Annotated in this window: 32 protein-coding genes and 1 tRNA gene; 2 read left to right on the top strand and 31 right to left on the bottom strand. The window is 61.5% G+C overall.

Annotation, left to right across the window (positions count from 1 at the left end):
• Window positions 1-27: 27 nt before the first annotated feature.
• The 9 genes from yacG to CO731_RS24580 form a co-directional block, all read right to left on the bottom strand.
• On the bottom strand, window positions 28-246 hold the full coding sequence (yacG, locus tag CO731_RS24620) for a DNA gyrase inhibitor YacG (protein ID WP_108609252.1): 219 nt from the start codon (window positions 244-246) through the stop codon (window positions 28-30).
• Window positions 243-872, bottom strand: a complete 630-nt coding sequence (locus CO731_RS24615; RefSeq protein ID WP_108609251.1) for a Maf-like protein — start codon at window positions 870-872, stop codon at window positions 243-245. The genes yacG and CO731_RS24615 overlap by 4 nt, the downstream gene beginning before the upstream one ends.
• 52 nt (window positions 873-924) lie before the next feature.
• Entirely contained in the window at window positions 925-1,143 is a 219-nt protein-coding gene (gene infA, locus CO731_RS24610; protein ID WP_006200926.1) for a translation initiation factor IF-1, read from the bottom strand.
• A gap of 88 nt (window positions 1,144-1,231) precedes the next feature.
• Window positions 1,232-1,690, bottom strand: a complete 459-nt coding sequence (locus tag CO731_RS24605) for a low molecular weight phosphatase family protein (RefSeq protein ID WP_108609250.1) — start codon at window positions 1,688-1,690, stop codon at window positions 1,232-1,234.
• Window positions 1,691-1,693: 3 nt separating this feature from the next.
• Complete coding sequence (locus CO731_RS24600; protein ID WP_055977880.1) at window positions 1,694-2,179, bottom strand: UPF0262 family protein; 486 nt, start codon at window positions 2,177-2,179, stop codon at window positions 1,694-1,696.
• A gap of 6 nt (window positions 2,180-2,185) precedes the next feature.
• Window positions 2,186-3,478, bottom strand: coding sequence for a histidinol dehydrogenase (gene hisD, locus CO731_RS24595; protein WP_108609249.1), 1,293 nt, complete (start codon window positions 3,476-3,478; stop codon window positions 2,186-2,188).
• 9 nt (window positions 3,479-3,487) lie between these two features.
• Entirely contained in the window at window positions 3,488-3,922 is a 435-nt protein-coding gene (locus CO731_RS24590; RefSeq protein ID WP_108609248.1) for a DUF2948 family protein, read from the bottom strand.
• Between the two features lie 177 nt (window positions 3,923-4,099).
• Window positions 4,100-5,389, bottom strand: coding sequence for a UDP-N-acetylglucosamine 1-carboxyvinyltransferase (murA, locus tag CO731_RS24585; protein WP_108609247.1), 1,290 nt, complete (start codon window positions 5,387-5,389; stop codon window positions 4,100-4,102).
• Window positions 5,390-5,518: 129 nt separating this feature from the next.
• Window positions 5,519-5,707 carry a hypothetical protein gene (locus tag CO731_RS24580; protein WP_055977892.1) on the bottom strand — a complete coding sequence of 63 codons (189 nt, stop codon included), beginning with the start codon at window positions 5,705-5,707 and terminating at the stop codon, window positions 5,519-5,521.
• A 158-nt stretch (window positions 5,708-5,865) separates the two neighbouring features.
• On the opposite strand from CO731_RS24580, the gene CO731_RS24575 reads away from it, so the two are divergent.
• A tRNA-Thr gene (locus CO731_RS24575) sits at window positions 5,866-5,940 on the top strand.
• Window positions 5,941-5,986: 46 nt separating this feature from the next.
• Here the strand turns inward: CO731_RS24575 and CO731_RS24570 are convergent.
• The 22 genes from CO731_RS24570 to CO731_RS28870 all read right to left on the bottom strand — a co-directional run bounded on the left by CO731_RS24570 (window position 5,987) and on the right by CO731_RS28870 (window position 15,875).
• Window positions 5,987-7,087, bottom strand: coding sequence for a tyrosine-type recombinase/integrase (locus CO731_RS24570; protein ID WP_108609246.1), 1,101 nt, complete (start codon window positions 7,085-7,087; stop codon window positions 5,987-5,989).
• Between the two features lie 166 nt (window positions 7,088-7,253).
• The gene (locus tag CO731_RS24565; RefSeq protein ID WP_108609245.1) at window positions 7,254-7,490 is read right to left on the bottom strand and encodes a hypothetical protein; all 237 of its coding nucleotides are present in this window, start codon (window positions 7,488-7,490) and stop codon (window positions 7,254-7,256) included.
• On the bottom strand, window positions 7,483-7,941 hold the full coding sequence (locus CO731_RS29435) for a hypothetical protein (protein WP_245439517.1): 459 nt from the start codon (window positions 7,939-7,941) through the stop codon (window positions 7,483-7,485). Before CO731_RS29435 ends, CO731_RS24565 begins: the two co-directional genes overlap by 8 nt.
• Entirely contained in the window at window positions 7,928-8,206 is a 279-nt protein-coding gene (locus CO731_RS24555) for a hypothetical protein (protein WP_108609243.1), read from the bottom strand. Before CO731_RS24555 ends, CO731_RS29435 begins: the two co-directional genes overlap by 14 nt.
• Window positions 8,203-8,547 carry a hypothetical protein gene (locus tag CO731_RS24550; RefSeq protein WP_108609242.1) on the bottom strand — a complete coding sequence of 115 codons (345 nt, stop codon included), beginning with the start codon at window positions 8,545-8,547 and terminating at the stop codon, window positions 8,203-8,205. The genes CO731_RS24555 and CO731_RS24550 overlap by 4 nt, the downstream gene beginning before the upstream one ends.
• Window positions 8,540-8,788 (bottom strand): hypothetical protein, encoded by a 249-nt coding sequence (locus CO731_RS24545; RefSeq protein WP_108609241.1) that lies wholly within the window; start codon window positions 8,786-8,788, stop codon window positions 8,540-8,542. Before CO731_RS24545 ends, CO731_RS24550 begins: the two co-directional genes overlap by 8 nt.
• Complete coding sequence (locus CO731_RS24540; RefSeq protein ID WP_108609240.1) at window positions 8,781-9,200, bottom strand: hypothetical protein; 420 nt, start codon at window positions 9,198-9,200, stop codon at window positions 8,781-8,783. Before CO731_RS24540 ends, CO731_RS24545 begins: the two co-directional genes overlap by 8 nt.
• On the bottom strand, window positions 9,187-9,537 hold the full coding sequence (locus CO731_RS24535; protein ID WP_108609239.1) for a hypothetical protein: 351 nt from the start codon (window positions 9,535-9,537) through the stop codon (window positions 9,187-9,189). The genes CO731_RS24540 and CO731_RS24535 overlap by 14 nt, the downstream gene beginning before the upstream one ends.
• On the bottom strand, window positions 9,534-10,121 hold the full coding sequence (locus tag CO731_RS24530; protein ID WP_108609238.1) for an HNH endonuclease signature motif containing protein: 588 nt from the start codon (window positions 10,119-10,121) through the stop codon (window positions 9,534-9,536). Before CO731_RS24530 ends, CO731_RS24535 begins: the two co-directional genes overlap by 4 nt.
• Before the next feature lie 3 nt (window positions 10,122-10,124).
• Window positions 10,125-10,385, bottom strand: a complete 261-nt coding sequence (locus tag CO731_RS24525; RefSeq protein WP_108609237.1) for a hypothetical protein — start codon at window positions 10,383-10,385, stop codon at window positions 10,125-10,127.
• Complete coding sequence (locus CO731_RS24520) at window positions 10,386-11,297, bottom strand: hypothetical protein (protein WP_108609236.1); 912 nt, start codon at window positions 11,295-11,297, stop codon at window positions 10,386-10,388.
• Window positions 11,290-11,634 carry a hypothetical protein gene (locus tag CO731_RS24515; RefSeq protein WP_108609235.1) on the bottom strand — a complete coding sequence of 115 codons (345 nt, stop codon included), beginning with the start codon at window positions 11,632-11,634 and terminating at the stop codon, window positions 11,290-11,292. Before CO731_RS24515 ends, CO731_RS24520 begins: the two co-directional genes overlap by 8 nt.
• Window positions 11,631-12,023 carry an HNH endonuclease signature motif containing protein gene (locus tag CO731_RS24510; protein WP_108609234.1) on the bottom strand — a complete coding sequence of 131 codons (393 nt, stop codon included), beginning with the start codon at window positions 12,021-12,023 and terminating at the stop codon, window positions 11,631-11,633. The genes CO731_RS24515 and CO731_RS24510 overlap by 4 nt, the downstream gene beginning before the upstream one ends.
• Window positions 12,023-12,217, bottom strand: a complete 195-nt coding sequence (locus CO731_RS24505) for a hypothetical protein (RefSeq protein WP_108679476.1) — start codon at window positions 12,215-12,217, stop codon at window positions 12,023-12,025. Before CO731_RS24505 ends, CO731_RS24510 begins: the two co-directional genes overlap by 1 nt.
• Window positions 12,214-12,609: a recombination protein NinB gene (locus CO731_RS24500; protein ID WP_108609233.1), complete on the bottom strand. Its 396-nt coding sequence runs from the start codon at window positions 12,607-12,609 to the stop codon at window positions 12,214-12,216. Before CO731_RS24500 ends, CO731_RS24505 begins: the two co-directional genes overlap by 4 nt.
• Entirely contained in the window at window positions 12,609-12,983 is a 375-nt protein-coding gene (locus CO731_RS24495) for a single-stranded DNA-binding protein (RefSeq protein WP_108609232.1), read from the bottom strand. The genes CO731_RS24500 and CO731_RS24495 overlap by 1 nt, the downstream gene beginning before the upstream one ends.
• Window positions 12,984-12,987: 4 nt before the next feature.
• Window positions 12,988-13,746 carry a hypothetical protein gene (locus CO731_RS24490; RefSeq protein WP_108609231.1) on the bottom strand — a complete coding sequence of 253 codons (759 nt, stop codon included), beginning with the start codon at window positions 13,744-13,746 and terminating at the stop codon, window positions 12,988-12,990.
• A complete protein-coding gene (locus tag CO731_RS24485) occupies window positions 13,743-14,417 on the bottom strand; it encodes a hypothetical protein (RefSeq protein ID WP_108609230.1) in 675 nt (224 codons plus the stop codon). The genes CO731_RS24490 and CO731_RS24485 overlap by 4 nt, the downstream gene beginning before the upstream one ends.
• Window positions 14,414-14,593, bottom strand: a complete 180-nt coding sequence (locus CO731_RS24480; RefSeq protein ID WP_108609229.1) for a hypothetical protein — start codon at window positions 14,591-14,593, stop codon at window positions 14,414-14,416. The genes CO731_RS24485 and CO731_RS24480 overlap by 4 nt, the downstream gene beginning before the upstream one ends.
• Before the next feature lie 70 nt (window positions 14,594-14,663).
• A complete protein-coding gene (locus CO731_RS24475) occupies window positions 14,664-14,888 on the bottom strand; it encodes a hypothetical protein (RefSeq protein ID WP_108679475.1) in 225 nt (74 codons plus the stop codon).
• Window positions 14,889-14,920: 32 nt separating this feature from the next.
• Window positions 14,921-15,280: a hypothetical protein gene (locus CO731_RS24470; RefSeq protein ID WP_108609228.1), complete on the bottom strand. Its 360-nt coding sequence runs from the start codon at window positions 15,278-15,280 to the stop codon at window positions 14,921-14,923.
• A 1-nt stretch (window position 15,281) separates the two neighbouring features.
• Window positions 15,282-15,875 (bottom strand): DUF6745 domain-containing protein, encoded by a 594-nt coding sequence (locus CO731_RS28870; protein ID WP_343207435.1) that lies wholly within the window; start codon window positions 15,873-15,875, stop codon window positions 15,282-15,284.
• Between CO731_RS28870 and CO731_RS24460 the strand changes: the two genes are divergently transcribed.
• Window positions 15,845-17,208 (top strand): IS3 family transposase gene (locus CO731_RS24460; protein WP_108606636.1). Its coding sequence is split into 2 segments (ribosomal slippage): window positions 15,845-16,192 and window positions 16,195-17,208, totalling 1,362 coding nucleotides; the frame shifts between segments, so codons are not numbered across the junction. The genes CO731_RS28870 and CO731_RS24460 overlap by 31 nt on opposite strands.
• The last annotated feature ends 4 nt before the right edge of the window (window positions 17,209-17,212 follow it).

The raw sequence follows: 17,212 nt of genomic DNA, 5'->3' as shown, positions 1-17,212 counted from the left end.
GGCCGTCGCGGAAGCCGAAATGGGGCGTCAGCTTCGTTCGCCGGCTTCGCTGCTGCTGGTCGAATCTTCCTCCTCGTCGTCGCGGACGGGAATGGCATAGGAGCCCGAGAGCCAGCGGTTGAGATCGACCGCCTTGCAGCGCGGCGAGCAAAAGGGGTAGCTCTCGCGCGCCGACGGCTTGCCGCATTCGGGGCAGGGCTTCTTGGCGCGCAAGGGCGTCACGATATCGGCGGGCTTGTTCGTCATGCGCGTGCCCCGGCCTGCCAGTTGAGCTGGACCTGGTAGCCTTCGCCCGAAAGCAGCGACGTCGTCTCGTAGAGCGGCAGGCCCACGACATTGGTGTAGGAGCCGACGAGCTTGACCACGAAGGTGCCGGCAAGCCCCTGGATGCCATAGCCGCCGGCCTTGCCGCGCCATTCGCCCGAGGCGAGGTAATTTTCCATGTCCTGCTTCGACAGGCGCTTGAAGCGCACGCGCGTCTCGACCAGGCGCTGGCGCAGTTTGCCCGCAGGCGTCACCAATGCAAGCCCGGTATAGACGCGGTGCGAGCGCCCCGACAGAAGCTGCAGGCAATGCAGTGCCTCGTCCGACGTCTCCGCCTTCGGCAGGATGCGCCGCCCGACCGAGACCACCGTATCGGCGGCAAGGATGAAGCCCGAAACAGGCTCGGCTTCCTTGGCCAGCACTTCGTGCGCCTTCTGCGCCTTGGTCACCGACAGTCGCTTGGCAAGCGAGCGCGGGTGTTCGGCGCGCATCGGCCGTTCGTCGACATCGGCTGGAAACAGCCGGTCGGGCTCGATGCCTGCCTGCTGCAACAGCTCGACACGGCGGGGCGAACCCGAGGCAAGCACAAGCTTTTGCAGATCGCTCAATCCAAGATCCTGTAGGCTGAGGCCGGCCGACGCGCTCGAGGCAGCAGACGGTCTACTTGAAGCGGTAGGTGATGCGGCCCTTGGTCAGGTCGTAGGGCGTCATTTCTACGAGGACCTTGTCGCCGGTCAGAACGCGAATGCGATTCTTGCGCATGCGGCCGGCGGTGTGGGCGATGATTTCGTGTTCGTTTTCGAGCTTGACCCGGAACATCGCATTCGGCAACAATTCCGTTACGACGCCCGGAAACTCGAGGACTTCTTCCTTCGGCATTCGGTACCTTTGGTTTGGATGACTTGCCCGGCGTCCCGGCCGGAATTTGCGCGGAACCTATATGATAATCCGCGCTTTGTGAACACGCTTAATCGGCGTCGATTTTCTGTGCGTCTACCGCAAATCTTTCGACCATTCTTGCCTTCAGCCGTTCGCGCACGTCCCTGTAGGCACTCATGATCTGATCGCGCGTACCGGTCGCTGCCGTCGGGTCGGGGGTCGGCCAGTACTCGACGTCGACGGCCATCGACCGGGTGAGTTCGAGGGCGGCGTGATGCGCTTCCGGCGCAAGCGTGACGATCAGGTCGAAATAGTCATCCTCCAGATCGTCGATGGTGCGCGGCTGGTGCTCGTCCAGTGCCATGCCTTCTTCGGCCAGAACGGCATCGACGAAGGGGTCGCGGTCGCCGGCGCGCACGCCTGCCGAGGTGACGAAGATCGACGGCGACAGGCTGTGGCGGGCAATCGCTTCGGCCATCGGCGAGCGGACCGAATTCATTCGGCACATGAACAGGATGGAGCGCGGAGAGGTTGCGTTTCCCGCCATATGTCATCCGCGCCAGTGCAGAACGCAGATCAGCGTGAAGAGGCGGCGGGCGGTGTCGAAGTCGATCTCGATCTTGCCGGAGAGACGATCGAGCAGGGTCTGCGAACCCTCGTTGTGCAGGCCGCGCCGGCCCATGTCGATCGCCTCGATCTGGCTCGGCGTCGAAGAGCGGATCGCCTCGTAATAGCTTTCGCAGATCATGAAGTAGTCCTTCACGATACGGCGGAACGGCGTCAGCGACAGGATGTGGGTGACCACAGCCTCGCCGTGCTCGCGCGAGATGGCGAACACCAGCCGCGCGTCGACCAGCGACAGCTTGAGCCGATATGGGCCATGGCCGTCGTCGTTCATCGGATGGAACGAGTTTTCCTCGATCAGGTCGAAGATCGCGACAGCGCGTTCATGCTCGACGTCGGGCGTGGAACGGCCGATCGATTCGTCGAGTTCGACGTCGACCAGGCGGGAGCGTGCGTGGCCTTTGTCGGACATGGCCGCCTACATGTTCAATCTGATGGCGACGGAGCGCGCATGTGCGTCGAGCCCCTCCGCCTTGGCCAGCGCGATCGCCGCCGGGGCCAGCGCCCTGAGCTGATCGGGGCCGAGCTTCAGGATCGAGCTGCGCTTGACGAAGTCGAGCACCGAAAGCCCGGAGGAAAAGCGCGCCGAGCGGGCCGTAGGCAACACGTGGTTGGAGCCGCCGACATAGTCGCCGATGACTTCGGGCGTATGCTTGCCGACGAAGATCGCCCCGGCGTTGCGGATGCGTGGCAGCAGGGCTTCCGGGTCGGCGACCGCGAGCTCGAGGTGCTCGGCGGCGATGCGGTTGACAAGCGGCAGGGCAGCATCGAAGTCGTCGACCAGGATGACCGCGCCGAAATCGCGCCAGCTGGCTGCTGCCGTCTCGGCGCGAGGCAGGAGCTTGATCTGGCGTTCGACTGCCTCCTCGACCTGCTTGCCGAAGGCGGCATCGTCGGTGATCAGGATCGACTGCGCCGACACGTCATGCTCGGCCTGGGCCAGCAGATCGGCGGCAAGCCAGTCCGGGTCGTTGTCGCTGTCGGCGACGATCAGCACCTCCGAGGGGCCTGCGATCATGTCGATGCCGACGGTGCCGAACACCTGGCGCTTGGCGGCGGCGACATAGGCATTGCCGGGCCCGACGATCTTGGCCACCGGGGGGATCGTCTCGGTGCCATAGGCAAGGGCTGCCACCGCCTGTGCGCCGCCGACGCGGTAGATTTCTGACACGCCGGCGAGATCGGCGGCAACCAGCACCAGCGGGTTGATGACGCCGCCGGTGGCGGGCACCACGATGACGATGCGCTCGACGCCGGCGACCTGTGCCGGCACCGCATTCATCAGCACCGAACTCGGATAGCTCGCCGTGCCGCCGGGCACATAGAGCCCGACTGCCTCGACCGCCGTCCAGCGCGAGCCGAGTTCGACGCCGATCGGGTCGACGTAGCGGTCGTCCTTGGGCATCTGGCGGGCATGGTGCGAGCGGATGCGATCGCGGGCGAAACGCAACGCCTCGACCGTCGCGGGATCGGCGTCCTTGTAGGCCTGGTCGATATCGGCGCGGGTCACCGCGATGCCGAGCGTCGTCAGGTCGGCCCGGTCGAACTTCCGGGTGTAGTCGATCAGCGCCGCGTCGCCGCGCGCGCGCACGTCGTCGATGATGGCGCGCACGGTGGCCTCAACGTCGGGCGATACTTCGCGCTTGGTCGTCAGGAACGCTGCGAAGCGCGTCTCGAAGTCTGCATCGGATTGGCGAAGGGTGATGGCCATCGAGAATGCTCAGGTCTTGTGGATGGGGCGCGACGAGGCCTGCCAGGCGGCCCCGGTGTCGGTCAATCGGGCTTCGATGACCTCGACCTCGAGCCGGATCGCGGCGTCGCCGGAAAACAGCAGTTCGATCTCGCCGGCGGGATCCTCGCCCTGCGCGAAACCGATCGCCAGAAGCTCCAGCACCTCGTCTTTCTTGGTGCGCGAAATGCCGAAAAGCTTGACCGACAGCACGCGGTCGAAATGCAGGATCGAGCGCCGGCGCTCATATTTGGGCCGGAAAAAGCCGGTCTTGGTTTCCCAGGCAAAACGGTTCATCGCCAGCGCAAAACGCTTCGAGGGCGCGTCGTAAGCGAGGTCGCCGACCTTGACCACGGCATCCTGCACATGGGCCGAGACGATCTCCAGATCCTCTTCGTCGAGGGCGACTAGCTTGAGCTGGTTCATGTCCGGTCGGCTGCCTGTGCGGAATGTAATGCTTCCGGCTTTGTTAGGCGGTCTTGATGCAGCGCGCAACCGCAAGGGGGAGTAGGGAGGAGGGAGGAGGGAGTAGGGAGTAGGGAGTAGGGAGTAGGGGAGCAGCTTTCCTGTTCCCTTACTCCCTTATTCCCCTATTCCCTTCATTCAGCCGCTGATCCGCTCGATGACGGCGCCGCAGCGCGACAGCTTTTCTTCCAGCCGCTCGAAACCGCGGTCGAGGTGGTAGACGCGGTTGACCACCGTCTCGCCTTCGGCGGCGAGGCCGGCGATGACCAGCGACACCGAGGCGCGCAGGTCGGTCGCCATGACAGGCGCGCCCTTGAGCTTGGAGACGCCTTCGACAATCGCCGTCTGGCCCGACAGCGTGATGTGGGCGCCGAGGCGTGCGAGTTCCTGCACGTGCATGAAGCGGTTCTCGAAGATCGTCTCGGTGATCTTCGACTTGCCCTTCGACATCGTCATCAGGCCCATGAACTGCGCCTGGAGGTCGGTGGGGAAACCCGGGAAGGGCTCGGTTGTGACGTCGACCGGCGAGATGCCCGAGCCGTTACGCATGACGCGGACGCCGGAGTTGGTCTGGATGATCTCGGCGCCTGTGCGCGAGACGACATCGAGCGCACCCTGCAACAGGTCGGCACGCGCGCCTTCGAGCAGCACGTCGCCGCCGGTCATGGCCACCGCCATGGCATAGGTGCCGGTCTCGATGCGGTCGGGGATGACGCGGTGGCGCGCGCCCGACAGCGAATCGACGCCCTCGATGGTGATGGTCGAGGTGCCGGCGCCGGTGATCCTGGCGCCCATGGCGTTGAGGCATTCGGCGAGATTGACGACCTCGGGCTCGCGGGCGGCGTTTTCGAGCACCGTTTCGCCGCGGGCGAGTGTCGCCGCCATCATCAGCACATGCGTGGCGCCGACCGAAATCTTGGGGAACACATAGCGGTTGCCGATCAGCCTGTTCTTGGCCTTGGCGACGACATAGCCGTTATCGACGTCGATGTCGGCGCCGAGCGCCTGCAAGCCTTCGATGAACAGGTCGACCGGCCGCGTGCCGATGGCGCAGCCGCCGGGCAGCGAGACCTTGGCCTCGCCCATGCGGGCGAGCAGCGGGCCGACGACCCAGAAGCTGGCACGCATCTTGGAGACCAGCTCATAGGGAGCGGTGGTGTCGACGATGTTGCGCGCGCTGAAGCTGATGGTGCGCGAATAGCCTTCGCTCTGGCGTTCGCGGCGGCCGCTGACCGTATAGTCGACGCCGTGGTTGCCCAGGATGCGGATCAGTTGCTCGACATCGGCCAGGTGCGGCACGTTCTCCAGCGTCAGCGTATCGTCGGTGAGCAGCGAGGCGATCATCAGCGGAAGGGCTGCGTTTTTCGCGCCCGAGATCGGGATGGTTCCGGTCAGCTCGTTGCCGCCGACAATTCTGATGCGATCCATTGGCCGTCGTTTCTCCGGGGGATCCCGGTTCTGGCGAGAAATTTTCTTGCCGCCGTCTAGACCATCGCGCCACCCGGTTCAAGAATCAGGGTTTTGCGGGTCCATGCGCCAAGCGCCTGCCGTGGCCGGTCAGGCTTTCTCGGGTTTCTCTGTCTCTCCCTCGGCCGCGGCAAGGCCTTCCGGCCTCGTATCGGCTTCGCCGGTACGGCGCGAGCGCGCCTGCGCCTTGCGCTTCATCAGGTTGGCGCGCAGCTCGGCTGCGAGCCGCGCCTTGCGCGCGTCTGCACCGCTCGAGGGCATTTTTGGTTTCGACGACATGTGGTGGTCCCCGCTTGCCGATCGTTCATAACCGCTTGGCAACGGAAATGGCCAGTTTTGTGGCGTAATGGCGTCTGTGGAAAATCAGTGTCGATTTGCAGCAACTGATAACTTGCGCTCCCCCGATTCATGTGTCAAAAGCCGCCCCGTCCACGGATGCTGCCGTAGCTCAGTGGTAGAGCACTCCCTTGGTAAGGGAGAGGTCGAGAGTTCAATCCTCTCTGGCAGCACCATTTTTCTATAACAGATTCAACGCGATAAGTCACGTTCGACCTTGTGCTATCCGGCATGTTTAGGCGAACGAAGGCGAAACTCGGCACCAGAATCCGTGGAGGACTCGTGGACTTTGTTCCGCTTCCGTTTCCGAGTCGGGAGCAGTGCTGCCTTCCGTGATTCCTCCGACACCACGACATGCTCATAGCGAGCCGCTGATTTGGCGTCCTTCCAGCGCGTCGTCCCCACCAGCCCGCGCGTGTCGAGCTTCGCATAGCGGCGCATCCATGTTGCCCATGTGTGGCAGAGGACGTGGAACGTCACAAAATCCAGATCAGCGCCCGCATTCTTTTTGACGGCGGCCATAAGGCTGTAGAGGCGCCCATTCTTGCGGAATCGGAACACCTTCGCCTTGCCTCGCTCAAGGCCGCGAGGGTGGCTGGCCAGTGCATTGACCAAGTTGGGCGGTAGGTAGACGCCGCGCGGATCGCCGTTCTTGGTCTGCTCGATGTAGGCGAACTCATCCACGAGATTAACTCGGTCGCAGGTCAGCCCAAGCGCGTCGCTCAGCCGCACACCCGTGTAGGTTAGGAATTCCAGGAAGATGCCGAATTCGGGGTCTTTGGCCTCTGCGGCATCCAATAGCCGGAATATCTGCTCGGGCTGGCACCAGTTAACTCGTGGCGTCCCCTGAGAGCCCTTCGGTCGTTTGATGGGCAATGCGACCCCGGCCTGTTTCAGGATGGCCGACATCGGCGTGTACACCTGCCGGTTCCGAGTCGCTGGTGTGGCGGTTGGGTAGAGAGCCGCTGCGGCATCATCAATCGCCTGTTGGTCGATATCGCGAAGCTTCATTTCGGCAAAATGGGTGATCAGCCCGACCTTCCATTTTCCGGTTTCCTCGTCAAACTCTCCGATAAACCGCCGCTCACCCCCGGTCGCCAGATAGGCCACGGCGGCGTCTAGAAAGCTTGGAACCGCCTTTACGGCCTTGCGGGTTTCAAACTCACCACGTTCGATCCGCTCGACTGCGGTTTTGAGAAACTGTTTCGCGACTTCTTTCCGAGTAGTTCCTGTGCTCTCGTCCACATATTGTCCGAGGTACGTCCCCCTGATGTAATAGTTCGGCGTTTTGCCGGGACGGGGCGGGATGAGTTTAATCGGCATTCTTCTTCCTCTCGCAAAGCTCTCCTGATCGCCTCGATATCGGCGTCAGTGAACAGTTTGCGCCTGCCATTGGGGTAGTAAAAGGGGTAGCGTTTGACGATCTCCTGAAAGGAGCGGCGCCCGATTCGCAGTGCGTTTGCGGCCTCGTCCATGGTGAGAGCCCTCGTCATTCCGCCTGTTCCTTATGTGCGGGGGCGGGGGAGACCTGCTGTTCAAGTCGGTCCAGCCATCCGCGGATTTCGGCTGTGAACATGGCGACCGTTTCAACCCTGACAGGGGTATGGTGCTCTTCTGGCAGGGTCAGCATGTCGCCGGCCCATGCCGCAGTGACTTTGGCGAGATAGGCGCATCGTTGCGCAAACTCAGCGTTTGTCAGTTTTCGCGTCTCCACCCTTCTAGCCATTAGCTTTACCCTCGGGTGGGCGAACGTCGATGGCGTAGACCAAAACCGGGTCTGGCCCGAAATGCGGGTGGGTGATGGTCTTGACGGTGAAACCGCGCCACGGACGTTTGAGCCGACGTCCAAAGTCGATTAGGCGCGGATACCCCTTTGTCAGGACGATGCAGTCGTAGGAACGGCATTCGAGGCGCTTGGCCCAGAACGGCGTCACCAGCCGGTATTCCTCCATCTTTGAACCATCGCGGATGGCATCGAAATACTCCGCCTTGAGCGGAAGCGTCAGGCTAGCCATTTCGATCTTCCTTATTCGGGAGGCTGGAGGCGGCTTGCATGCCCGCGTGTCGCTGGTGGCGTTCCTGACGTAGCCGCAGGAGCGGCAGCACGTCATGCCGTTGAACTCGAACCAGTCGTGAGCCTCAAAATACGGCAGCGCCTTGGTGTCAGTTAACGGCATGGCGGGCCTCTCGCATCAAGTTGAGGATGTATTCAGCGAGCCCAACTTCGCTAGTGCTACGAACTGTCACCCACGGCATATCAATTGTGATGACCTTGTCATCCATCAGAATACCGACCCTGAAACTCTCGTTGCCGCGTGCAGCATCGATCTTTTCAGCGAAGCGCACATCGATCTTCTCGCCGCGTTCGGCTGCCTTGAGTGTTTGTGCGATCTTGTCGGCCTGCGCCTTCAGAGCGCTCAGCGGCGAATGTTTAGTCGTCATGTGCCTACCTTTTCGCTGGTGCCGTCCCATACAAATTCCCCATCCGGGCCGACCGGAAAATGCGCACCGCAGCCGCAACAGAACGTGCCGCTGTAGAAATTTTGGTCGCGCGCGTAAGTCTCAGCAAGCGTCAGCCCCATCGTGGTGATAACGCCACACGTCAGGTGCCGGTATGAGCGGCGCACGGGCCGCACGAAGCCTCTGGCGCGTTCCTCCTCCGCCAGCACCACATAGCCCTTCTGCTGGCCAGCCTGCGGGCCTTCCGTGATGATATTGCGATGTTCGGGATAGACTTGCGTGCCATCAGACAGCGTTGTTCGTGGCTTGCGTGTCTCAGCCATTTCGATCTTCCTTATTGGGGAGGCTGGAGGCGGCTCGATCAGCAGCCCAATCGGCCCACTTGGCTTTGTCGCAAGACAGGAGGTGCGGTCCTGCTGCAATCTCGGACAGCGCCGCCTTCAGTTCAGCTATTTGCTTATCCTTGGCGTCGAGGGCGTCGGCTGCGTCTCGCATTGCGGCGCGAGCTACGTTGATGGGGCCAAGCTTCGATTGCTGGCGAAGAATGGTGGTGAGTTCAGCCATTCTGTTGCTCCATGGCTTTCAGGGTGGCGATCAGGAGGGCAATGGCGGGAGTGGCGCCGGTGGCGTCAGGCTCGCTCCAAGGGCCAACACGCGCCCATGGCACCGTTTGTTCGGTCTGTCCCCAGCCAATAAGAACTGTCTTCCCCGGCAGCACGCGCTCTACCAGAGCAACGGCCGCGTCGAGCGAGGCGGTAAGCCTCGGAACCGGGATGCGGTCGAGGTGCGCCCGGTCCGCCCTGTTCATGGTCCAGCCGCTGCGACCGTAGCAGTAGGACGGCTTCAGGTGGTCTGCGTCGTCACCCTCGTCAGATTTGAAGGCCTCGGGGTCGACGGCCCACAAAATGTTGGCGTCGGAAAGCCGATCCGGCCCGGTCAGCGCCTCAAGGCGTGCGATGAGATCAGCGTGGCTCATGTTTGCTCTCCTGGAGGGCGAGACGACCGGCACGGAGTAGGCGAAGACGGCGCGTTGCTTCGGTCAAGTTGATATTGCTGGACAGCAGATAATCGTAGCTCTCCAGCAGGCGGGCGACCGAATACCGAATACTCTCCGGATTGCCGTAGCGCATGACCCATTTAGGGCCGCCGTTGGCGAACGACTGCGGGTTGATGATGCTGGAGAACGCGCCGTCACCAATGTTGACTTCGGCTGTCATCCCATCGGCAGGGTGGCCGCCGGGCGTGCCTTTGGTGACCCGAACAGCGCCGGTCTCTGATGGCGGGTTGTAATGACTTTCGACGATCCGGCTCACTTCCGCACCTCTTCAGCGAGAGCACGGATGGCGGCAGGAGAGTTGGCCAACACTTTCCCGTGGCTAGGGTGAAAGCCAAAATCGACTAAAGCCTTAGCGCGAGCGTCAGATGCTGCGGCGAGGGTGCCGAAACTGCCAAGGTACTTGCGGCGCCCATCTAACGAGATCTGTGCCCGCCACTTGAGTGTCCCCTTGTGCCAGGACACGCCTAGAACGCCGCTCTTGTTATTGCGCGGCATGGACGAATTACGCTGGTTCTCGGTGTTTGTGACGAGGCGCAAATTTTCGAGGCGATTATCATCGCGAACGCCGTTGATATGGTCGACCTGCATCCCGACGGGGATCGGACCGTTGATGTAAGCCCATATCAGCCGGTGGCCCCCTCGCAACTTCCTGTCCACGCAGATTAGGCGGTAGCCTTCTCCGTTAATGCAGCCCGCAACCGAGCCGGCAAACTGCGTGTGAAAATTCTTCCAACCGCGTACTGTCGCAAAATCCTCGACTGGCCGAGCCCGCCATATGAGTTGCCCAGCTTCGGCATTGAACTCGAACAGATGGTGCAGCCGCTCTATAAGCTCACTCATCGCTCACGCCTCCGCCTGTGAAGCGCTATCCTGCGCGCCGGTACTAGGGGCGGCGAACCGAGCGGTGGCCTGCTGGATGGCCATCTCGATCATCTCAACACTGAAAGCCGGGCTGAGATTGTAGACCCTCTGGGAAACCAGCATTGCGGCAAGAAGTGCGCTTTCGATGACGACCATCAGCTCCGAATGGCTCTTCGTCTCGCGCACAACCTTCATGACGAATTCATGCGCCAACTGGTTGTGAATATCGGAAGGGTTCGCCATCTACTTGCCCTCCACAGTCGGGGAGCGGGCGGGCTCGTTGCACCAGTAACCATCGACATAGGGGCAACCCATGCCATGCGGGCAGCTTGCGTCACGTTTTGGGCAGACGCGAACCGTGTCTGGCGGGTAGGCCGCATTGAACGCCTCTCCCGGCTTGCTATTCCGATACGGGTCTTCGCTCTCCCCCACAGGCGCAGAGACTGGCGTAGGAGTGGGGTGGAGCGCAGAGCGGGCAGGGAAGGCGACGCGAGCCTGTTTGACAAGGTCGAGCGCCTTGTCCTTGAACCAATATGCATCGTGCTCATAAGACGGATCGCCGCGATACCAGCAGTCGATTGCCGATAGCTCCGTTCCCAGCCAATCAAAGATTTCCGCCTTGATCCCCGGCTCTCCAGCAGGTGCTGGAGAAGGGACCAAGCTCGACCAGTCAAGTGAGTGAATGGCTTCTTTGACGCCGGGAAGGTGGAGTACTGCTTCAAGCTTGCGAGACTGCGCGGCGAACGCGCGTTGCCAGTCTGGCATGGCCTTGACGGCTGGCGCCCGAGAGGTGAGTGCAGCGCGGGCTCGGGCACCCTTGTCGGCGAGCAAAGCGCGGGTAGGCTCTTCGTCACCAATAGACCCCTGCCATCCCGTGGCTGTTCGCTCAGCGTCAACGTCCTGCTCCCACTGTTCTGCGTAGAACGTCAGCGCCTCTACCTGCTCCTCCGTCACTCCTGCTGAAGTGGTGGCGGCCAGCCTGTGCCATTCGCGGACGGGCAGGGTGTAGACCATCCCGCCGCAATCAATGCCGATGCTGCCCGACGCCGTGACATGGATGCTGTCGGCGTAGTAATCGCCGGGGCGCTCGCGCCATATTTCGCGGTCGGTGTTCAGCGCTGGGCCTTCCAGTCCCGTCTTGTCGAGTTCAGTCATGGGAGGAGCCCTCCGCTTTGGCGATCAGGGTTTTTCCGTGATTGGCGTGAAAACCAAATTGGCGGTCAGCCTTGGCGCGGGCGGCGAGCATGGCATCGGCGGCGATGTAAGCGGCGCGAGCTACATTCGCCCAATGGTCGCTAAGAGCGGCGTCTATATCGAACTGGTCTGCGGCAACGCTTACGTCCAGGGCGGCGTTATCGGTCGCTGATCCTGCGAGAAACTGACCAGCGAACCAGTCGCGAATGCTCATGCCCTCTTGGTGGTGCACATCACCCATTGGTGATGTCGCTAAGGCCGCAAACGCCGGCCCGCCGTCTTCAATCTTCGTGCTCATGATTGCCTCGCTATCTGCGCGAACATCGGGCGAGCGGCTGGCAATGGAAGCTTGCCGGATGCCTTGGCCTGACGTTCTGCGGCCTGCCTGGATTTGGGGAAACCTTGTGATTTGATCGTAGCCGCGGGGCGGATTGCTCCGTTGGCGCGGTCGCGCTGCCTGTCAGCCTTGCGAATGCGCTGGATATCTGCGGCTGTCTTTTCAGCGTGGCAGACACGGCAGATGAGCCGGCCATTTGCCACCGTAGGCTCGCCGCCAAGCGCGTCGGGAAGAATATGGTCTATCTCGCCCTCGCCAGTCTTGAGCTTGGCCTTGCACTGCTCACAGCAGCCGGCGGCGCGTTCGATGATGATGCGGCGGATCTTGCGGGGAAACTCCATCCTAGCCATCAAAAGCTCTCCCGGATTCGCTCGGCCTGCTCGCGAGTGAAGCCCGCGAGAGCCTTCGAGACGGCTTTCTCCAGAATGATGCCGAGGGTGATGTCGCACCAAAGCTCCGCAGTCTTTTCGTCGCGGCGGATGAGGTCCACAACAGTCTGCACCCGTGCGTTGGGAAAGCGATGTGCGTGGGATAGCGCAGTCATGCTGCCACCCGTTCATCATGGAGCACAACGCCGTTCTGAGCGGCCCAAGCCTGGATGATCTCCAGCAGATCCGACATCTCCTGCTTGGACAGGTCAGACGACGATTTGGTCAGGCTGACGAAGCCGGTGCCGTCCAGGTTGGGGACAATGCGCACCTCGCGCTTGAGAGCGTCGAGGAAGACCAGCTTCCAGTCGTCGGGCGTGAGCTTCAGGGTGCGATATGTGACCTGTGTGGCTATGTCGGTGAGGGCGGCCCACATGCGCGCGTTCTGGTCGAGCGAGCGCTTGGGAGCCTTGAATTCACACCGCGTTCCAGGGGGGAGGCTCCAAGCCCAAGCGGTGACCTTCTTGCGGTCTGCATCGGTGTTGAGGACAAGCAGCGCGCGGGTCATCAGAACGGCACTTCGTCTGGGTTTGGATCGCCTGCGCCGTATGAACCATCATCAGGCTCGGGATCGGCCTTGCGCGCTTCCTGCTTGCCGCCCTGCAAAGTGATCTCGTTGGCGCGAACTGTGAGGTAGGTTTTCCCCTCATGCTCGCGCCGGCTGAAATCACCCGACACGGTGACAGAACCGCCTTTCTTGAGATGTGGTGTCAGCGCTTCGCCGCGTTTGCCCCAGAGCGAGCAGTCGAAAAACAGGGGGGTTTTCCGTTCGCCAAATCCGTCATCGACGGCGACAGAGAAGCCAAGAACAGGCTCACCGTTCGGCGTTCTGCGAAACTCGGCATCCCTTGTCAGGCGACCTGCAATTGTGATGTTCTTCATAGTGTCAACCTGCCATCATGTTTGCGACTGCGCTGTTGGGGCGGTCGCCTGGAAAGTCTGGGATTTCGTCGTTGACCGCGAGCGCTGTGCGGCGTGCCGCGAATTTCGGCTTGGCTATGTCGCGGTAATCTTTTGACCAGACGTCACGGTCCATGATCGTTGCCCAGATACGGGCACACTTGTTCACCTCCTCGACCGAATTGCAGTCGAGGAGGTCTTGTTCGATTGCTTCGAGCCCCTGCTTCTGCTTGGCGGCGCTGATCGGCTTCGGCGCGTCTTCCTTGGCCTTTTCGGCGGCAAACTCCTGGCCGACTTCCTGCACATATTTGCTATCGTCAAATCGCCCCATGAAGATATCGCCAGCGAAACCGATCATCGAAAGAGCCTTCACCAATGCGTCGGTGACTGACTTCTTTGGCGCATCCTCGTCTGTGAACGCCTTGCCACTGGCGTAGCGACCGCTAAACGTAGTGCCGCCGATGTGCTCGACCTCGCCGCGTTCGCCGTTCCATTTGAACCAGACCCGCACCTTGGCGATATGCATTTGCTCATAGAAGCCATCGGCAATCAGGGCGCCCTTTTCAATACGCTCCTCAACCGTGAAGCCCCATCCGATGCCGATTGGACCGAAGGTCTCGGTTGCCTTCATGACGATCCAGTGAGGCTTGGGAGACGTGCCCTTGTAGCTCTTGCCGGTGATTGCCTTGACGTGGGCAGGGTCGGTCTTTTCGACCTGATGCCAGAGAGCTAGGTTATCGGTCATGCCGCCAACTCCCCAAAGGCCACCTGCATCTTGCGGTGCACGTTGCGGACACGTTCAACGTCGGCACGGCAGTAATCTGCGATTTCGTTGAATTGACCGCGCTGCCACATACCCGCGACCATAGAACCGTCAACTTCGTCCTTGCCGGGGATGCCGAGAGCCTTGCACAAATTGTCCAGGCTGATGGTATCGCGAGCGCCGCACCATGCGTTCATCGTGTCGAAGACTTCGCGGCTCCACGGCTTCGGGTCGCGCGGGAACCAGTGTGGCATCGTCACACCGAGAACTATCGCGCGCTGCCACAGGAAGCGGATATCGAAGCCGGCAACAAAATGACCGACGATAGTCGGGACGGCGTGGATCGGGGTATTCTGGGTAATGCGGTCGAATGCAGAGCGCAGGACATCTGCTTCGTCCGCCCCAATGGTGGAGACAGCGGGGAAGTCGCCCCAAGCCCATCCGATGCAGCAAACGCGACCGTAAGCGCCGTTGAAGGAAGTCTTGGCGATTGCCTCAGCGATCAGGGTTGGCTTTTTTTCAGCCTCCCAAACCGCAATAGTTTCGGCTTTCGAGATATTGCCGGGAGGCGTAATGCTGTCGGAAATCACCGCGATATGCGCAGGATCAGCCGTTGGAATGGTTTCGATATCGAGGTAGAGGAAGTCGCTCAATGCCGTTCTCCTTTGGCTTCGTCGATGAGGTAAAAGGCGATCTTCTCGCGGGCGGCTTCGATGCCGTCCTGCTGGATCAGGTTGCGGATGGCGACTTGGGCCTCATATTCTCGGAGGCCATCTGGCGGGTCGCGGTCGTCTGTGCGCATCGAAGCGCCACGGATAATCGGTGTCATCAGAGCACCTGTCCTGCGAGCAGCGCCAAGGCATGGGCTGCTATGAATCGGGTGGGGAAGAGAGGGAGGGTCATGCTGCCCTCCGGTCTCGTTCGGCGTTCGCAACGACATGCGCGGCGCTGTGCAGTGCGTCTGCAATCTCGGCGTATCGTTCAGCGCGCCCGAGATGCTCTCCGGCGATGTCGGCTTCCTCTGCATTGGCGAGGATCATTCCCCAGCGCGCGTGCTTCTCGGCCTTGGCCTGGAATGCTGCTGCCTGCTGTTTCAAGGCATGGGATGACTGTGGAGTAAGCATCTAACCCTCCTGTGGGTTCGGTGGACGCGCTGCTAATCAGCAACGCGCCTCGCCAGTTCTGCGTAGGGGTCGTATTCTTGCTGGCGGCGGATTTCGTAAACGCCAGGATCGAACATGATCGACTCGTGGGTATCGTGAGCCCGGAGGTGGTTGAGAGCAGTTGGTCTATTGACCTTGATCCACGCCGTCAGCGGGTCATCGCCAGCAAAAAGCTGGACGTTGGGCGTGTCGTTCCTGCGGTCAAGAACCATCACATGGTCGTGCCCGGTCTCACTATGGGTGATGACTGCACGATCATTATGCGGGGCTTGCTCAATGAGCCCGAGCGGGAGAACGTCCCGACGAATGAAGAATACATCACCCTGTGCGCAGGTGTTGTTGAAGGTTTTCATTTCAAGTCCTCACTTCTGGTTTTGAGAATTCGCCCACACGGAACCGGTAAGACCCGGCGTTAGCTTCGAGGGCGGTGGTGACATGCGGGGGGACTGGTATGGAAAATTCGCGACCCGTCCCGCATCGGGCGCGCAATATCTTGGTGGGGACAGACAGATCGGGAAGTTGGACTTCCAGTAGCGTGCCAATCTCCGGGTCACCATCATCATCGATGACCTTGGCGTTCAACTCTCGGAGCACCCTGTTCCAGCCTACGATGTCATTAAGGGCTACGCGGCGCTGCTCGATATTCGGCCAGGTCAGCGCCGTCTTGGCGTCCAGCTTGGACTTGTCGTCGATCCACTCGCCGGGGATGTTTACCCCATGCCATGCATAGGTGCCCCAACCGTCCGAGTACTCGACAGCCTTGCCGTCCTCGGCGTGTAGGCGACGGTCGTTGTCGAAGGACACCTTGCGGGGCCGGTCGCTGACAAAGCAGTGTCCCCCGTCAGCGGCTATGGCACAGATTTGAGGTTGTGATTTAAGGAGGATTTGGGCTTCGTCGTAGTGACGAAGGAACGAAGATGAAGCCCAAATCCTCCAATTCAAAATCACCGACCAAGCCCCCTGCAGAGCGGGTGGTCAAGGACATCCGGCGTCAGACCCGCCGCCACTTCTCGGCCGAAGACAAGATCCGCATCGTGCTTGAAGGTCTTCGCGGTGACGACAGTATCGCCGAGTTGTGCCGCAAAGAGGGCATCGCGCAGAGTCTGTACTACAGCTGGTCCAAGGAGTTCATGGAAGCCGGCAAACGCCGCCTGGCCGGGGACACCGCCCGTGCGGCGACCTCCGGTGACGTGCAGGACTTGCGCCGCGAAGCCCGTGCGCTGAAGGAGTGCGTGGCGGACCTGACGCTGGAAAACCGCTTGCTTAAAAAAAGCATGATCGCGGATGGGGGCGACGACGAATGAGGTATCCCGCATCCGAGAAGCTGGAGATCATCCGTATCGTCGAGCAGTCGCACCTGCCGGCCAGGCGGACGCTGGACCAGCTCGGCATTGCCCGCCGGACCTTCTACCGCTGGTATGACCGCTACCGGGAAGGTGGGCCGGAAGCGCTGGAGGATCGCCCTTCGGCGCCGAACCGGGTGTGGAACCGCATTGGCGAGGACATCCAGGACCAGATCGTCGAGATGGCGTTGGAGGCGACCGACCTCAGCCCACGCGAACTGGCCGTGCGCTTCACCGACGAGAAACACTACTTCGTGTCGGAAGCCACGGTCTACCGGTTGCTCAAGGCCCATGACCTGATCACCAGCCCAGCCTATACGGTAATCAAGGCGGCCGATCAGTTCCACACCAAGACCACGCGGCCGAACGAGATGTGGCAGACCGACTTCACCTACTTCAAGATCATCGGGTGGGGCTGGATGTACCTCTCGACGGTGCTTGACGACTTCTCGCGCTACATCATCGCCTGGAAGCTATGCACCAACATGCGGGCCGAGGACGTGACCGACACACTGGACCTCGCGCTCGCCGCCTCGGGCTGCGACAGCGCCACCGTTCTACACAAACCCAGGCTGCTATCGGACAATGGCCCCAGCTACATCGCGGGCGAGCTGGCCGAATACATCGAGGCCAACAAGATGAGCCATGTGCGCGGCGCGCCGTGCCACCCGCAGACCCAAGGCAAGATCGAGCGCTGGCACCAGACCCTGAAGAACCGCATCCTGTTGGAGAACTACTTCCTGCCCGGCGACCTCGAAGCCCAGATCGAGGCCTTCGTCGAGCACTACAACAACCAGCGTTACCACGAGAGCCTGGCCAACGTGACGCCTGCCGATGTCTACTTCGGCAGGGCACAGGCCATCATCAAACAGCGCGAAAGGATCAAACGAAAAACCATCGAATATCGGCGCTTGCAGCACCGCAAGCTCGCAGCCTAACATC

The sequence above is a fragment of the Aminobacter sp. MSH1 genome, from assembly GCF_003071665.1.
GTDB lineage: Bacteria > Pseudomonadota > Alphaproteobacteria > Rhizobiales > Rhizobiaceae > Aminobacter > Aminobacter niigataensis.
The sequence above is the reverse complement of the archived record's forward strand: the minus strand, read 5'-3'. Positions and strand labels throughout refer to the sequence as shown.

Excerpts from the sequence above, each read along its gene's own strand:
- yacG (WP_108609252.1), bottom strand. The coding sequence starts at position 246 with ATGACGAACAAGCCCGCCGATATCGTGACGCCCTTGCGCGCCAAGAAG.
- infA (WP_006200926.1), bottom strand. The coding sequence starts at position 1,143 with ATGCCGAAGGAAGAAGTCCTCGAGTTTCCGGGCGTCGTAACGGAATTG.
- CO731_RS24605 (WP_108609250.1), bottom strand. The coding sequence starts at position 1,690 with ATGGCGGGAAACGCAACCTCTCCGCGCTCCATCCTGTTCATGTGCCGA.
- CO731_RS24600 (WP_055977880.1), bottom strand. The coding sequence starts at position 2,179 with ATGTCCGACAAAGGCCACGCACGCTCCCGCCTGGTCGACGTCGAACTC.
- hisD (WP_108609249.1), bottom strand. The coding sequence starts at position 3,478 with ATGGCCATCACCCTTCGCCAATCCGATGCAGACTTCGAGACGCGCTTC.
- CO731_RS24590 (WP_108609248.1), bottom strand. The coding sequence starts at position 3,922 with ATGAACCAGCTCAAGCTAGTCGCCCTCGACGAAGAGGATCTGGAGATC.
- murA (WP_108609247.1), bottom strand. The coding sequence starts at position 5,389 with ATGGATCGCATCAGAATTGTCGGCGGCAACGAGCTGACCGGAACCATC.
- CO731_RS24580 (WP_055977892.1), bottom strand. The coding sequence starts at position 5,707 with ATGTCGTCGAAACCAAAAATGCCCTCGAGCGGTGCAGACGCGCGCAAG.
- CO731_RS24570 (WP_108609246.1), bottom strand. The coding sequence starts at position 7,087 with ATGCCGATTAAACTCATCCCGCCCCGTCCCGGCAAAACGCCGAACTAT.
- CO731_RS24565 (WP_108609245.1), bottom strand. The coding sequence starts at position 7,490 with ATGGCTAGAAGGGTGGAGACGCGAAAACTGACAAACGCTGAGTTTGCG.
- CO731_RS29435 (WP_245439517.1), bottom strand. The coding sequence starts at position 7,941 with ATGCCGTTAACTGACACCAAGGCGCTGCCGTATTTTGAGGCTCACGAC.
- CO731_RS24555 (WP_108609243.1), bottom strand. The coding sequence starts at position 8,206 with ATGACGACTAAACATTCGCCGCTGAGCGCTCTGAAGGCGCAGGCCGAC.
- CO731_RS24550 (WP_108609242.1), bottom strand. The coding sequence starts at position 8,547 with ATGGCTGAGACACGCAAGCCACGAACAACGCTGTCTGATGGCACGCAA.
- CO731_RS24545 (WP_108609241.1), bottom strand. The coding sequence starts at position 8,788 with ATGGCTGAACTCACCACCATTCTTCGCCAGCAATCGAAGCTTGGCCCC.
- CO731_RS24540 (WP_108609240.1), bottom strand. The coding sequence starts at position 9,200 with ATGAGCCACGCTGATCTCATCGCACGCCTTGAGGCGCTGACCGGGCCG.
- CO731_RS24530 (WP_108609238.1), bottom strand. The coding sequence starts at position 10,121 with ATGAGTGAGCTTATAGAGCGGCTGCACCATCTGTTCGAGTTCAATGCC.
- CO731_RS24525 (WP_108609237.1), bottom strand. The coding sequence starts at position 10,385 with ATGGCGAACCCTTCCGATATTCACAACCAGTTGGCGCATGAATTCGTC.
- CO731_RS24520 (WP_108609236.1), bottom strand. The coding sequence starts at position 11,297 with ATGACTGAACTCGACAAGACGGGACTGGAAGGCCCAGCGCTGAACACC.
- CO731_RS24515 (WP_108609235.1), bottom strand. The coding sequence starts at position 11,634 with ATGAGCACGAAGATTGAAGACGGCGGGCCGGCGTTTGCGGCCTTAGCG.
- CO731_RS24510 (WP_108609234.1), bottom strand. The coding sequence starts at position 12,023 with ATGGCTAGGATGGAGTTTCCCCGCAAGATCCGCCGCATCATCATCGAA.
- CO731_RS24505 (WP_108679476.1), bottom strand. The coding sequence starts at position 12,217 with ATGACTGCGCTATCCCACGCACATCGCTTTCCCAACGCACGGGTGCAG.
- CO731_RS24500 (WP_108609233.1), bottom strand. The coding sequence starts at position 12,609 with ATGACCCGCGCGCTGCTTGTCCTCAACACCGATGCAGACCGCAAGAAG.
- CO731_RS24495 (WP_108609232.1), bottom strand. The coding sequence starts at position 12,983 with ATGAAGAACATCACAATTGCAGGTCGCCTGACAAGGGATGCCGAGTTT.
- CO731_RS24490 (WP_108609231.1), bottom strand. The coding sequence starts at position 13,746 with ATGACCGATAACCTAGCTCTCTGGCATCAGGTCGAAAAGACCGACCCT.
- CO731_RS24480 (WP_108609229.1), bottom strand. The coding sequence starts at position 14,593 with ATGACACCGATTATCCGTGGCGCTTCGATGCGCACAGACGACCGCGAC.
- CO731_RS24475 (WP_108679475.1), bottom strand. The coding sequence starts at position 14,888 with ATGCTTACTCCACAGTCATCCCATGCCTTGAAACAGCAGGCAGCAGCA.
- CO731_RS24470 (WP_108609228.1), bottom strand. The coding sequence starts at position 15,280 with ATGAAAACCTTCAACAACACCTGCGCACAGGGTGATGTATTCTTCATT.